This window comes from Microbacterium gorillae, from assembly GCF_000826185.2.
Lineage (GTDB): Bacteria > Actinomycetota > Actinomycetes > Actinomycetales > Microbacteriaceae > Microbacterium > Microbacterium gorillae.
This window is the reverse complement of the sequence record NZ_LN648874.1, coordinates 694,998-709,131: the sequence shown is the minus strand read 5'-3', so window position 1 is coordinate 709,131 and position 14,134 is coordinate 694,998. Positions and strand designations below refer to the sequence as shown.

Below are 14,134 nucleotides of genomic sequence, written 5' to 3'. Positions count from 1 at the left end.
GGAACTCGTCATGCGGCGATTCATCCGGTGAAGGAGGACCATGGCGCAGAACTGGGCCGGATCCCACACGTACCGCGCTCCGGCGCTGACCGTCGCGTCCTCGGTGGAGGACATCCGCCGAGCGCTGGCGCGACCGGGGCGCGTGCACGCCCTCGGCACTCGTCATTCGTTCACCGACCTGCCCGACACCGACGGCACGCTGATCGACGTGACCGGCCTGGAGGGTCCGGCGCGGATCGACGGTGAGACGATGACGGCGCGCGTCACCGCGGGCACCCGGTACGCGGTTCTCGCCACGCAGCTCGACGCCGCCGGCTTCGCCTTGCACAACATGGGTTCGCTGCCGCACATCAACGTCGGCGGTGCGACGCAGACCGCGACGCACGGTTCGGGCGACGCGAAGGGCGTGCTGAGCACCGCCGTGCGGTCCCTGCGCTACCTGGGGGCGGACGGGGAACTGCACGAGCTCGTCCGCGGCGATGACGACTTCTCGGCGCTCGTGGTGGGCGTCGGGGCGTTCGGCATCGTCACCGACCTCACCCTGGACATCGAACCCCGCTACGAGGTGCGCCAGGACGTCTACGAGGGCCTCAGTTGGGAGGCGCTGTTCGCTGATGTCTCCGCGGTCACCGGCGCGGCCGACAGCGTGTCGATCTTCAGCCGCTGGGAGGACGAGGCCGGACCGCTGTGGGTGAAACGACGTGCCGGGGCGGAGATCACCGATCACATCGCGGACGCCGTGCGCTCATCCTCACGCATCTCCCCGATCGGGATGGGGGACAACATCACCGAGATCGGCACCGTGGGGCCCTGGCACCTGCGCATCCCGCACTTCCGCGCCGACGCGGTGCCCTCCCGCGGGGACGAACTGCAGACCGAGTACTTCGTTTCGCGTCAGGATGCGCCCGCCGCGCTCGCGGCCGTTCGTGCGCTGGGGGACTCGTTCCGGGAGCACCTCATCGTCACGGAGATCCGCACGGCGGGCGCGGACGAACTGTGGCTGAGCCCGGCGTACCGACGGGACAGCGTGATCATCCACTTCACGTGGGAGAACCGCCCCGACGAGGTCCGGGCGGCGCTCGTCGGAATCGAGGCGGCGCTGGAACCCTTCGCCGCCCGTCCGCACTGGGGCAAGCTCCACCTGTTCGACCGCGCGCGGCTGGAATCCGTGGTGCCGCGGCTGGGCGATGCACGCGCCGTGTACGAGCGGCTCGACCCGGAGGGACGCTTCGCCAACGACCACCTCGTCCGCGTCGGGTTGCGCGAAGCCCGCTGACGGCTCAGCGGCCGGGCCGGTGCTCGGTGACTTCGTGCGTCCGGGCGACCAAGGTGCGGAGGTCCTCCAGCGTCCCGTGGACGAGCCCGTGCGCGCGCGCCTGCACGAGGACGTTGCCCAGGGCGGTGGCCTCCACCGGCCCGGCGAGGACGCGTACGCCGGCGCGGGTCGCGGTCCGTTCGCACAGCAGCGTGTTCAGCGCGCCGCCGCCGACGATGTGGATCGTGCGGAGGTCGATGCCGGCGAGCTCGGCCGCCTGATGCGCGGTCCGGGCGAACGCCTCGGCGAGGGACTCCACGATCGCGCGCGCGTACGCGGCGCGCGTGCGGGGCGGGGCGACGTCGTGTTCGGCGTACCAGGCGTCGATGCGCGCGGTCATCTCGCCCGGGGCGAGGAATCGCTCGTCGTCGACGTCGAACACTCGCGCCGGTTCCGGCTCCGCCGCCGCGGCGGCCAGCAGCGCGGGCAGGTCCACGCGCTCGCCCTCGCGCTCCCAGCCGCGCACCGTCTCGCTGAGGATCCACAGACCCATCACGTTGTGCAGCAGCCGAATGCGGTCATCGACACCGCCCTCGTTGGTGAAACCGGCGCGGCGAGCGGCGTCGCTCAGCACGGGTTCCGCAACCTCCGCGCCGACCAGTCCCCACGTGCCGCAGGAGATGTACACGGCGGTGGCCGGATCCATCGGCACGGCGACGACGGCCGACGCGGTGTCATGCGATCCCACCGCCGTCACGCCCAGCGCCTCGGGGGCTCCGAGCGCGGCAGCCACGACGGGACGCAGGCGGCCGATCTCCGCACCCGGCTGGACGAGGTCCGCGAACACTCCGCGGGGCAGGCCGAGGCGGGCGATGAGGTCCTCATCCCACGCGCGCGTCCGCGCGTCCAGCAGCCCGGTGGTGGACGCGTTGGTCACCTCGGTGCGGGCGCGGCCGGTGAGCCAGAACGCGAGGAGGTCGGGCACCAGCAGCAGGCGGTCCGCGATCTCGAGCACCGCCGGGTCCTCGGCGGCGAGCTGGTAGAGCGTGTTGAACGGCAGGAACTGCAGGCCGTTGCGAGCGTACAGCTTCGCGTGCGGGAGGCGCGCGTCCACGGCGGCGGCGCCCGCGCGGGTGCGCTCGTCGCGATAGTGGAACGGCTCGCCGAGCAGACGTCCGCCGCGCAGGAGCGCGTAGTCGACCGCCCACGAGTCGACGCCGATCGACACGATCCCCGGCGTCGTTCGCAGGGCGTCGCGCAGACCGGCGAGGGACTGCGCGTACAGGCCCGTGACGTCCCAGTGCAGGCTGCCGCCGAGATCGACCGGGCCGTTGCCGAACCGTGCGACCTGCTCCATCCGCAGGGTGTCCGGCCCGACGTGCCCGACGATGACCCGGCCGCTGGTGGCGCCCAGGTCGATCGCGGCGACGGCTCCGGTCATCGCAGGAACGCGGCGGCGACGCCGGAGTCGACCGGGATGTGCAGGCCGGTGGTGCGGGACAGCTCGGGTCCGGTCAGGACGTAGACCGCGTCGGCGACGTTCTCCGGCACGACCTCGCGCTTGAGGATCGTGCGGTTCGCGTAGAACTGACCGAGGTCCTGCTCCTTCACGCCGTAGGTGGCGGCACGATTGGCGCCCCAGCCGGAGGCGAAGATCCCGGACCCGCGGACGACGCCGTCGGGGTTGATGCCGTTGACGCGGACGCCGTGCTCACCGAGCTCGACCGCGAGCAGGCGCACCTGGTGAGCCTGGTCGGCCTTAGTGGCGGAGTACGCGATGTTGTTCGGACCGGCGAAGACGGAGTTCTTCGAGGAGATGTAGATGATGTCGCCGCCGAGCTTCTGCTCGATGAGGACCTTCGCGGCCGCCTTGGACACCAGGAACGAGCCCTTCGCCATGACGTCGTGCTGCAGGTCCCAGTCCTTCTCGGTGGTCTCCAGCAGCGGCTTGGACAGCGACAGCCCGGCGTTGTTGACGACGAGGTCGAGTCCGCCGAAGGCGAGGACGGCGTCATCGATCGCGGCCTGCACCGCGTCCGCGTCCGCGACGTTCGCGGCCACGCCGATCGCGACGTCCGTGTTCCCGAGCTCGGCCGCGGCCGCCTGGGCCTTGGCGAGATCCAGGTCCGCGACGATGACGCACGCGCCCTCGGCGGCCAGGCGCGTGGCGATCGCCTTGCCGATGCCGGAGGCGGCCCCGGTGACCAGCGCGATGCGTCCGGCGTGCGAGCGGGGCTTCGGCATCCGCTGCAGCTTGGCCTCCTCGAGCGCCCAGTACTCGATGCGGAACTTCTCCTCATCCGAGATCGGGGCGTAGGTCGACAGAGCCTCGGCGCCGCGCATCACGTTGATCGCGTTGACGTAGAACTCACCGGCGACGCGGGCGGTCTGCTTGTCCTTGCCGTAGCTGAACATGCCGACGCCCGGGACCAGGATGATGAGCGGGTCGGCGCCACGGATCGCCGGCGAGTCCGCCGTGGCGTGCGCGTCGTAGTACGCCTTATAGTCGGCGCGGTACTCCTCGTGCAGTTCGGCGAGTCGGGCGAGCTGATCCTCCAGCGGAGCCGTCGCGGGCAGATCCAGGATCAGCGGCTTGACCTTCGTGCGCAGGAAGTGATCCGGGCAGGACGTGCCGAGCGCGGCGAGGTCCGGCGCCTGGGCCGAGGCGAGGAAGTCGAGCACCACGTCGCCGTCGGTGTAGTGACCGACCATCACCCGGTCCTGCGACGCGATGCCGCGCAGCGTCGGGGCGAGGGCGGCGGCGCGAGCGCGACGCTCCGCTTCGGGCAGGGCCGCGAAACCGTCGCGCACCGGGCCGAACGGCTCAGCCGCGCCGTGCTCGGCGATGTACGCGGCGGCGGTGTCGATGATGTGGCGGCTGTTGCGCTCGGCCTCGTCGGACGTGTCGCCCCACGCCGTGATGCCGTGACCGCCGAGGATGCAACCGATCGCCTGCGGGTTCTGCGCCTTGATCTCGGCGATGTCCAGCCCCAGCTGGAAGCCGGGACGACGCCACGGGACCCACGCGACAGCGTCGCCGAAGATCTTCGCGGTGAGCGCCGGGCCGTCGGCCGCGGTCGCGATGGCGATGCCGGCGTCCGGGTGCAGGTGGTCCACGTGCGCGGCATCGACGAGGCCGTGCATGGCGGTGTCGATGGACGGCGCGGCGCCGCCCTTGCCGTGCAGGCAGTAGTCGAACGCGGCGACCATCTCGTCCTCGCGCTCCACGCCCGGGTACACGTTCACCAGGGCGCGCATGCGGTCCAGCCGCAGCACCGCGAGACCGGACTCGGTGAGCGTGCCGAGGTCTCCGCCGGAGCCCTTCACCCACAGCAGGTCGACGGGCTCACCGGTCACGGGGTCGGTGTCGGTGCCCTTCGCGGACGTGTTGCCGCCGGCGTAGTTGGTGTTCTTCGGGTCCGCGCCCAGGCGGTTGCTCCGCGCGATGAGCTCGGCGGCAGTGGGGTTCGTCATCGTGTGCTCTCTGTGGTGGGGGCGCTCAGGCGCCCCAGCTCGCCTGGGTGCCGCCGACGCGGTCTGCTTCGATGCGCGACTGGTAGTCGCTCGCGGCGTAGGCCGCCATCGGATCGGCCGGCAGGCCGCGGGACTCGCGCCAGTCGGCCAGGGCCGGGCGGACGTCCGTGTAGAACGCATCCATGAAGATGCCGTTCGCACCGAGGACATCGCCGGAGCGCTGCGCGGCGGACAGGGCGTCGCGGTCCACCAGCAGGGCGCGGGCGGTCATCTCCTGCACGTTCAGGACCGAGCGGATCTGCCCGAGGATCTTGTTCTCCACGTTGTGGCACTGGTCGAGCATGAACGCGACGTCCGGGTTGTTCAGGGCGCCGTTGCGGACCACCTCGAACAGAATGCGGAACAGCTGGAACGGGTCCGCCGCGCCGACGATGAGGTCGTCGTCGGCGTAGAACCGCGAGTTGAAATCGAACGAGCCGAGCTTGCCGAGGCGCGTCAGCTGCATCACGATGAACTCGATGTTCGTGCCGGGAGCGTGGTGTCCGGTGTCCAGGCACACCATCGCGCGGTCGCCGAGAGCGGCCACCTGCGCGTAGGAGGTTCCCCAGTCCGGAACGTCGGTGTGGTAGAACGCCGGCTCGAAGAACTTGTACTCCAGGACCATCCGCTGCTCGCCGGACAGACGCGCGTAGATCTCCTGCAGGGAGACGTGCAGGCGGTCCTGACGGCCGCGCATATCGGCCTGACCGGGGTAGTTCGAGCCGTCCGCGAGCCAGATCTTCAGGTCGCGCGAGCCGGTGGCGTCCATCACGTCGATGCACTGCAGGTGGTGATCGATCGCCTTGCGGCGGATCGCCGCATCCTCGTGCGTGAGTGCGCCGAACTTGTAGTCGTCGTCCTGGAACGTGTTGGAGTTGATCGTGCCGAGCCGGACGCCGAGGTCATCCGCGTGCTGCTTCAGGGCGCCGAAGTCGTCCACGAGGTCCCACGGGATGTGCAGCGCGACGGCCGGCGCGAGCCCGGTGAGGCGGTTGACCTCGGCCGCGTCGGCGACCTTCTCGAACGGGTCGCGGGGCGTGCCGGGGGTGGTGAACACCTTGAACCGGGTGCCGGAGTTGCCGTAGGCCCAGGACGGGACCTCGATCGCCTGCTGCTGCAGAGCGGACAGGATCTCGGGAGAGAGAGTGGTCATGATGCCGTGCTTTCTGGGCTCGCAGCGGAGAGCTGGTCCGCCAGGTTGAAGACTTCGGTGAGGGGCAGGGTCTGATCCGGCCGGCCTTCCAGGCCGGCGAAGAACGGGGCCATCTCCGCCTCCCACGCTGTGGCCACGGGACTCGTGGCGAGGTACGCGCGTGCGGCTTCGTCGTCATCGGTCTCGTAGTAGCCGACGAGCAACCCGTCCGGTGCGACGAAGAGGGAGTAGTCGCGCCGTCCCGCCGCGTGGATCTCGGCGAGCATGTCGGCCGGGACCGGCGAATGGCGTGCGAGGTACTCCTCGAGCCGGTCCGGACGAACGCGGAGGGTGAAACAGACGCGGGTCATGCGATGCCTTTCGGGTGCCCGGCCGGCGCGCGGCCGGCCGGGCTGGGCGACTCAGAAGTCGAAGTCGCCGATGTTGTCCTTGTTGAACACGAACGGCTCGCCGAGCAGGACGACGCCGTCGGCGCCGACCGTGTAGTCACCGAGGTCGCCGGCGGTGAACTTGTCACCCTCCTTGCCGGTGATCTTCCCGGTGATGAGCGCGTCGGCGGCGTACGCGGCCAGGTAGCCGAGGTCCTCCGGGTTCCACAGCGCGAACGCCGTGACGGTGCCGTCCTTGACGTACTCGCGCATCTGGTTCGGGGTGCCGAGCCCGGTCAGGAAGACCTTGCCCTTGTACTCGGACGTGCTGAGGTAGCGCGCCGCGGCGGCGATGCCGACCGTGGTGGGGGAGATGATGCCCTTCAGGTTCGGGTGCGACTGCAGCAACGCCGCCGTCTTGTCGAACGAGGTCTGGTCATCGTCGTCGCCGTACACCGTCTCCACGATGGACAGGTCGGGGTACTCCGACGCCGCGTACTTCTTCATCAGGTCGATCCAGGTGTTCTGGTTGGTCGCGTTCGCCGAGGCGGACAGGATGGCGACCTCGCCCTTCTTGCCGATCTGCTCGGCGATCTGGTCGATCTGAACCTTCGCGATGCCCTCCGAGTCCGCCTGGTTGACGAAGATGTCGCGGCAGTCGGCGTTCGTGTCCGAGTCGAACGTGACGACCTTGACGCCGCCGTCGCGGGCCTCGTTCAGCGCCGAGCAGATGGCCTTCGGATCGTTCGCCGAGATGACGATCGCGCCGACGCCCTGCTGGGTGAGGGTGTTGATGTAGCTGACCTGAGCGTCCGGGGTGGCCTCCGCGGGGCCGACCTCGTTGAAGGTTCCGCCGAAGGCCTTGACGGCCGCTTTGCCGCCCTTGCTCGAGGTGTCGAAGTAGGGGTTTCCGAGGTTCTTCGGGACGAAGGTCACAGCGAGGTTGGTGGCGTCGCCGCCACCCTTGCCACCGTCCGTGCTGCCCCCGGTGCTTCCGGAGCCGGTGTCGGCGCAGCCGGTGAGCGCGAGAGCGGCGGTCACGGCGTCCGCCGCGAGGGCGGCGACACGCTTGCGTGCAAACGTCATTGCATCTTCCTTTCGTGGTGCGCCCGCGCGGGTGCGTGAGCAGGGTGCGAGAGCGGGATCATGCTGTGGCGCTCGCGGGGGTCTTTCCCGGTCGGCGGCGTGCCTGCCGCAGCCACCCGAGGAAGCTGGCCATCACGACGGACGCGATCAGCAGCGCGCCGGTGATGATGTTGATGACGTCACTGGTGACGTTGGCCATGCGCAGCGCGCTGGCGAGCGTGCCGATCAGCAGGACGGCGGCCACGACGCCGTACAGGCGCCCCCGTCCGCCGAACACGGACACGCCGCCGAGCACGACCGCCGCGATGACCTGGAGTTCCAGACCCGTGGCGTTATCGCCCCGGGCGCTGCCGTAACGGAGCGTGTAGAAGATGCCGGCGAGCGCCGAGATCACGCCGGTCAGGATGAACAGCAGCAGCTTGGTGCGGTCAACGTTCACCCCGGAGAAGCGTGCGGCGGCCTTGGACAGGCCGATCGCGTAGATGCCGCGTCCGAACGGCGTGAAGTGCAGCACGACGATGAACACCGCGAGCAGGACCACGAACGGGATCATCACGTAGGGGATCGTCGTTCCGGCGATCTTCGCGGTGGACAGCGACGTCCACAGCTGCGGGAAGTCGGTCACCGCCGTCGTGCCGAGCAGGCCGACGGCGAGGCCGCGGAACAGCGCCATGGTGCCGATCGTGACGGCGAGGGACGGCAGCCCCACCACCGTGACGAGGAAGCCGTTGAACGCACCCCCGACGACACCGACGATCAGCGCGACCAGCGCGGCGAGCTCGAACGGGGCGCCGGCTTGGACGAGCACGCCGGTGACGACGCTGGACAGGCCGACCATGCTGCCGACGGACAGGTCGATCTCGCCCGTGATCATCACGAGCGTCATCGGCAGGGCGATGAGCAGGATCGGGGTGACATCCAGGAGCAGGTACGTCAGGACGGTCGGGCGGGAGAAGCCGGGGATCGTGATGATGGAGAACACGATCACGATGGCGAGGAGCGCGACGATCGCCATCTCGCGGGTGAGCAGATTGCGCACAACCCAGGGCTGGGCGTGATCCCGCATCGTCACCGGCGCGGTCTGGGTCGATGTGGCGGTCATGACTGGTCCCTCGCCTCGATGAGTCGACGTTTCTGACGGACGGCCAGCACCCGGTCCAGGACGATGGCGCCGAGGATGAGCACGCCGACCACGGCTCGCTGCCAGAAGTCGGGAATGCCGAGAATCGGCAGCACCCGGTTGATGGTCATCAGGAGCATCGCGCCGATGGCCGCGCCCCAGACGGTGCCGACGCCGCCCGTGATCGCGACCCCGCCGATGACCGCCGCGCCGACGGCGTCCAGTTCCCAGCCGGATCCGGCCTGCGAGTTCACGGTGCCGTAGCGGGCGGCGTAGAACGCGCCCGCGAGCCCGGCCAGCGCGCCGGAGAGGATGAAAGCGGTCAGGACGCGCCGTGTCACCTTCAATCCGTAGAGGTTCGCGGCGGCCGGGTCGGAGCCGATCGCGTAGTACTCTCGTCCACCGCGCGTGTTGCGCATGTACCAGGCGGCGACGATCAGCACGACGAGCGCGACGATGGACAGGATCGGGATCGTGAGGATCTGCCCGGTCCCGAGGGCCAGGAAGTCCTTGGGCAGGTCCGAGGCGTTCACCCGATCGCTGCCGGTCCACAGCACGTTGATCCCGCGGTACGCGTAGAGGGTGCCGAGCGTGATCACCATCGCGGGCACTTTGGCGAATGCGACGAGCGCGCCGTTGATGAGGCCGAGCAGGGCGCCGAAGACGACCACCAGCAGCACCACGAGAACGATCGGCAGTCCGGGGATGTCGATGAACAGGCGGCCGGTCATGTAGGCGGACAGGCCGAGGACGGACCCGACCGACAGGTCCACGTTGCGGGTGATCAGCACGATCGCCTGGCCGACGGCCACCAGCAGCAGGATCGACGGGGTCAGCAGCAGATCGCGCCACCCGTCCGGACTGAACAGGAAGGTCGGGTTCTTCGCCGTTCCGGCGACGATGACGAGCACGAGAGCGATCAGGATCGCGAACTCGCGCGCTTTGCCGAGGGTGCTCAGGCGCTTGGTCAGCCCGGAGACGGGAATGGCGGTCGTGCTCACGAGGACAGCTCCGATGCGTGGGTGGCGGCGAACATGACGTTCTCCGAGGTCGCGTCCTTCCGGTCGATCTCGGCCGTGATGCGGCCCTCGCGCATGACCAGGATGCGATCGGCCATGCCGAGCACTTCGGGCAGCTCCGAGGAGATCATGAGGATGGCCATGCCCTGACCGGCGAGCTCGGAGAGCAGGCGGTGGACCTCCGACTTGGTGCCGACATCGATGCCGCGGGTCGGTTCGTCGATGATCAGGACGTCGGGTTCGGTCGCCAACCACTTGGCCAGGACGACCTTCTGCTGGTTGCCGCCGGACAGGGTCGCGGCCACCGAGTCGAGGGCGTAGGTCTTCACTTCCAGCCGGCTCGCCCACTCCCGCGCGGCCCGATTCTCCATTCCCGTGGTGATCAGGCCGAACCGGGACAGGGTCCGTCGGATGGCCAGCGTGATGTTGCGTCCGACACCGTCCTCGACGACCAGGCCCTGCTTGCGGCGGTCCTCCGGGACGAGCGCGATGCCGGCCCGCATCGCGGCGATCGGCGAGCCGCCGGGAACCGTCGTGCCCTGCACCGTGACGGTCCCGGAGCGGTACGGGTCGACGCCGAACACGGCGCGCGCGACCTCACTCCGCCCGGCTCCGACCAGGCCCGCCAGCGCCACGATCTCGCCCGCGCGCACGTCGAAGGAGATGTCGTGGAAGACGCCGGGCATGGTGAGGGAATCGACCGAGAGCATCACCTCGCCGACCTGCGTCGGGGACTTCGGGAAGAGGTCGCCGACCTCACGTCCGACCATCTGCCGCACGATCGCGTCGACGGTCGTGTCGGCGATCGCGTTCGTCGCGATGTATGCGCCGTCGCGCATCACCGTCACGGTGTCGCACAGGCCGAAGACCTCGTCGAACCGGTGGGAGATGAAGATCAAACCCCGTCCTTCGTCGCGCAGGCTCCGCGCGATCGCGAAGAGTCGGTCCACTTCGACGCCGGACAGTGCCGCGGTGGGCTCGTCCATGATGAGCAGCTTCGCGTCCAGGGCCACGGCCTTGGCGATCTCGATCACCTGCTGGTCGGCGATGGACAGTCCCTCGGCCGGTCGATCCGGGTCGATCGTCACGCCGAGCCGGGTGAACAGTCGCTCGACCTCGTGGCGCATGGCGGAGCGATCGATGCGGCCCAGGGCGCCGGTGGGCTGGCGGCCCATGAAGATGTTCTCCGTGACGCTCAGATCCGGGAAGAGCGTGGGCTCCTGGTAGATCACGGCGACACCGGCGGCCTTGGATTGCGCGGTGGAGGTGAAATCGACGTCCTCGCCGTCGAGCCGGAAGACGCCGGCGTCGCGCTGGTAGAGGCCGGCGACGATCTTGACGAGGGTGGACTTGCCGGCGCCGTTCTCGCCGACGAGCGCGTGGATCGAACCGCGCTGGACGGTGATCGTTCCGGAGCGGAGTGCCACGACCGACCCGAAGGACTTCGCGACGTCCCGTAGAACGAGGACCGGTTCGTCCATGGATGCTCCTGCCTCGGCGTTGAGGATCTCGGCAACCGCCGAGCTCAATAATGAATCGTTTCAGATTACTGATGAGAAGCTACTAGTCCGGAATATCAGGTGTCAAGATCATCCCCCGGCACCGTGTCGGAGTCGTTATGATTCGTTTCAACGGGATCTCGTCCACCATCGGTGGCAATGGGCTCGAGGACGGAGGGGACACGTCATGGCAGCGAGTGTGCGGGACGTCGCAGCGGCGGCCGGTGTGTCCGTCGGCACGGTCTCGAACGTCCTCAACCATCCCGATCGCGTGTCCGCCGACGCCGTGCGGCGCGTGACCGCGGCCATCGAACAGCTGGGCTTCGTGCGCAACGACGCCGCGCGACAGCTGCGAGCCGGGCGGTCACGAACGATCGGTCTGGTGGTGCTGGATCTGCGCAACCCGTTCTTCACCGAGGTCGCGCGTGGGGCCGAGCTGCGGGCGGCGGCGTCCGGCCTGACGGTCCTGGTCGCCAACAGCGATGAGAGCGTGGATCGCGAGCACACGCACCTCGACCTGTTCGAGCAGCAACGGGTCGCGGGTGTGCTGATCACGCCCGCGCAGGAGTCGCTGCCGCAGTTGCTGAGGCTGCGTGAGCGCGGCACGCCGGTCGTGCTGGTGGACCGCGAGTCCCACGATCGTGCGTTCCCGTCGGTGTCGGTCGATGACGTCTCCGGCGGTCGGCTCGCCGCGGAGCACCTGCTGAGCATCGGGCGGCGCCGACTGGCCTTCATCGGTGGTCCGACCTCGCTGCGGCAGGTCTCAGACCGTCTGGCCGGAGCGCAGCAGGCCGTGGCCACCGTCCCGGACGCCACATTGGAGTTCATCGGCACCGAGGCGCTGAGCGTCGAGCAGGGACGAACGGTGGGCCGGGCACTCGCCGCCCGTGCGGCCGACGCCCGTCCGGACGCGGTGTTCGCCGCGAATGACCTACTCGCCCTCGGCCTGCTGCAGGCGCTCGTCATGACCGGGACGACGCGGGTTCCCGACGACGTCGCGCTGATCGGCTACGACGACATCGATTACGCCTCGTCCGCGGTGATCCCGCTCTCGTCCGTCCGTCAGCCCGCCATGGAGATCGGATCGACGGCCGTCGATCTGCTCACCGGCCTCGCCGACGGCACCGCGAGCGAACCGCGACGGCACGTCGTGTTCCAGCCTGAGCTCATCGCTCGGGAGTCGACGACGGGCCGTCAGGCGGAGTGACGGCGCTGCTCCACACGAATGGGTGTGGTGGCCGCGACCTCGTCGCTGAACTCCTCCGGGGTGACCGGGTCGACCGCGACCGGAATGGAGGTCGTCTCGTCCAGGGTGAGCTTGAAACGGCTGTCCGCGTGACGGTGGATGCGGCCGGAGCGCAGGACCCAGATCGCGCCGATCGCGAAGGCCACGAGGCCTGCGGTCGAACCGAGGAGGATCGCCACGCGCGGCCCGAACTGGGTGGCGACCCACCCCACGATGGGGGCTCCGATCGGCGTGCCGCCCATGATGACGGCCATGTACAGCGCCATCACCCGGCCGCGCAGACTGGGGTCGGTGGTGGTCTGGACGTAGCCGTTGGCCGTCGTCATGACGGTGACGGTGGAGAAGCCGACGAAGACCAGCAGGGTGGCATAGATCCCGTAACTGGGCATGAACGCCGAGACGCCGGAGGCGACGGCGAACAGCAGCAGAGCGGCGATCGCCACCCGGAGACGGGCGCGGTCGCGACGGGCGGCGAGGAGGGCCCCGGCGAGCGAGCCGATGGCGAGCACGGAGCTGAGCAGCCCGAATCCGTCGGCGTTGCGGCCGAACTCGATGGCCATCGTGGAGGCGAAGATCGGGAAGTTCATGCCGAAGGCGCCGAGGAGGAACACCATCACGAACGTCACGATGAGGTCCGGGCGTCGCGCCACGTAACGGAATCCGTCGGCGAGGCGGTCCTTGCCGTTCGAACGGGGCCGGGGGATCAGCTCGGCGGGGCGGATCATCGCCAGAGCCACCAGCATCGCGATGAACGTGAGGGCGTTGACGAAGAAGACCCAGCTCGTGCCGACCGCGACGACCATGATGCCGGCGACGGCGGGTCCGAGCATGCGGGCCATGTTGAAGGACGCGGCGTTCAGCGCCACCGCGTTGGAGGCGTTCTCCCGAGAGACCACGTCGGTGACGAACGCCTGACGGGTCGGGTTGTCGAACGCGGTGACGATGCCGAGCCCGAAGGCGAAGCAGTACATCATCGGCAGCGTCATCACATCGAGCAGGAGCAGGACGCCCATCGTGGCGCCGAGGACGAGCAGCGCCGACTGCGTGAGCATCAGCAGGTGACGTCGGTCGAACCGGTCCGCGACCCAGCCGGTGATGCCCACGAGCAGCAGCGGGGGAGCGAACTGCAGGGCCATCGTGATGCCCATCGCTCCGGCGTCGTTGTCGGTGAGGTTGGTCAGAACCACCCACTGCAGGGCCGTGGCCTGCATCCATGCGCCGACGTTGGACACGAGCGCCCCGATGAACCAGACGCGGTAGTTGAAGATGCCGAGGGAGCGGAACATCGTGCTCATCGGTCGGCCACCTTCCGCATGATTCCGGCGGCTTGGACGAGGATGTCGTGTTCCTCGTCGTCCAGATCCGCCAGTGCATCCTCAAGCCACGCGTCGCGCTTGGCGATCGTGTCGGCGACGACGCTGCTCCCGGCGTCGGTGAGCGTGATGTTCACCTTGCGTCCGTCCGCGTCGTCGGCGGTGCGGGCGATGTAGCCGTTCTCCTCGAGCGCGTTCACGGTGCGGTTCATCGACGGCGCGGACACGCCCTCGTGCGTCGCGAGCTGTCCGAGGGTGAACGGTCCGTGCTTGTGCAGGGCGCCGAGGACGGAGAAGTGCGCGTCCGACAGGTCGGCCACCGCGCGATGGTTGCGCAGGCGTCGCGCGAGGCGCATCGTGGCCATGCGCAGCGATGCCGCGTCGGAGAGGGTGGTGAGGGCGGTTTTCGGCGAGGTGTCTTCCGGAGGAGTCATACGTTCCTTAGCATAGGTAATTAGCCGTGCTAAGTAAAGCGGTCACTCCGGTTCTGCAGGATCCCCCAGGTTCTGCGGAACCGGATGGGTCCTGCACAACCGGGGGGATGTGTGGTGCACGAACGGGG

The 14,134-nt window shown here is 69.2% G+C and carries 12 protein-coding genes; 2 read left to right on the top strand and 10 right to left on the bottom strand.

Annotated features, from left to right (window positions below):
- Positions 1 to 40 precede the first annotated feature (40 nt).
- Positions 41 to 1,276: a D-arabinono-1,4-lactone oxidase gene (locus tag BN1193_RS09300; protein ID WP_040165900.1), complete on the top strand. Its 1,236-nt coding sequence runs from the start codon at positions 41 to 43 to the stop codon at positions 1,274 to 1,276.
- A gap of 4 nt (positions 1,277 to 1,280) precedes the next feature.
- On the opposite strand, the gene BN1193_RS09295 is transcribed toward BN1193_RS09300, so the two are convergent.
- Genes BN1193_RS09295 through BN1193_RS09260 form a run of 8 tightly spaced genes read right to left on the bottom strand, consistent with a single transcriptional unit; the run spans position 1,281 to position 10,995 of the window.
- Positions 1,281 to 2,696: a rhamnulokinase gene (locus BN1193_RS09295; RefSeq protein WP_040165898.1), complete on the bottom strand. Its 1,416-nt coding sequence runs from the start codon at positions 2,694 to 2,696 to the stop codon at positions 1,281 to 1,283.
- Positions 2,693 to 4,729 carry a bifunctional rhamnulose-1-phosphate aldolase/short-chain dehydrogenase gene (locus BN1193_RS09290; protein WP_040165897.1) on the bottom strand — a complete coding sequence of 679 codons (2,037 nt, stop codon included), beginning with the start codon at positions 4,727 to 4,729 and terminating at the stop codon, positions 2,693 to 2,695. The genes BN1193_RS09295 and BN1193_RS09290 overlap by 4 nt, the downstream gene beginning before the upstream one ends.
- 25 nt (positions 4,730 to 4,754) lie before the next feature.
- A complete protein-coding gene (gene rhaI, locus BN1193_RS09285; RefSeq protein ID WP_040165895.1) occupies positions 4,755 to 5,921 on the bottom strand; it encodes an L-rhamnose isomerase in 1,167 nt (388 codons plus the stop codon).
- Positions 5,918 to 6,271: an L-rhamnose mutarotase gene (locus tag BN1193_RS09280; protein ID WP_040165893.1), complete on the bottom strand. Its 354-nt coding sequence runs from the start codon at positions 6,269 to 6,271 to the stop codon at positions 5,918 to 5,920. The genes rhaI and BN1193_RS09280 overlap by 4 nt, the downstream gene beginning before the upstream one ends.
- 51 nt (positions 6,272 to 6,322) lie before the next feature.
- Positions 6,323 to 7,375: a rhamnose ABC transporter substrate-binding protein gene (rhaS, locus tag BN1193_RS09275; protein WP_040165891.1), complete on the bottom strand. Its 1,053-nt coding sequence runs from the start codon at positions 7,373 to 7,375 to the stop codon at positions 6,323 to 6,325.
- A 58-nt stretch (positions 7,376 to 7,433) separates the two neighbouring features.
- Entirely contained in the window at positions 7,434 to 8,477 is a 1,044-nt protein-coding gene (locus tag BN1193_RS09270; RefSeq protein WP_040165889.1) for an ABC transporter permease, read from the bottom strand.
- On the bottom strand, positions 8,474 to 9,496 hold the full coding sequence (locus BN1193_RS09265) for an ABC transporter permease (protein ID WP_040165888.1): 1,023 nt from the start codon (positions 9,494 to 9,496) through the stop codon (positions 8,474 to 8,476). Before BN1193_RS09265 ends, BN1193_RS09270 begins: the two co-directional genes overlap by 4 nt.
- Positions 9,493 to 10,995 carry a sugar ABC transporter ATP-binding protein gene (locus tag BN1193_RS09260; protein WP_040165886.1) on the bottom strand — a complete coding sequence of 501 codons (1,503 nt, stop codon included), beginning with the start codon at positions 10,993 to 10,995 and terminating at the stop codon, positions 9,493 to 9,495. The genes BN1193_RS09265 and BN1193_RS09260 overlap by 4 nt, the downstream gene beginning before the upstream one ends.
- Before the next feature lie 205 nt (positions 10,996 to 11,200).
- Here BN1193_RS09260 and BN1193_RS09255 point away from each other — a divergent pair, with 205 nt between their 5' ends.
- Positions 11,201 to 12,220 (top strand): LacI family DNA-binding transcriptional regulator, encoded by a 1,020-nt coding sequence (locus tag BN1193_RS09255; RefSeq protein WP_040165885.1) that lies wholly within the window; start codon positions 11,201 to 11,203, stop codon positions 12,218 to 12,220.
- On the opposite strand, the gene BN1193_RS09250 is transcribed toward BN1193_RS09255, so the two are convergent.
- Complete coding sequence (locus BN1193_RS09250; protein ID WP_040165883.1) at positions 12,208 to 13,554, bottom strand: MFS transporter; 1,347 nt, start codon at positions 13,552 to 13,554, stop codon at positions 12,208 to 12,210. The two genes, BN1193_RS09255 and BN1193_RS09250, sit on opposite strands and share 13 nt — an antisense overlap.
- Positions 13,551 to 14,006, bottom strand: coding sequence for a MarR family winged helix-turn-helix transcriptional regulator (locus BN1193_RS09245; RefSeq protein WP_040165881.1), 456 nt, complete (start codon positions 14,004 to 14,006; stop codon positions 13,551 to 13,553). Before BN1193_RS09245 ends, BN1193_RS09250 begins: the two co-directional genes overlap by 4 nt.
- Positions 14,007 to 14,134 lie beyond the last annotated feature (128 nt).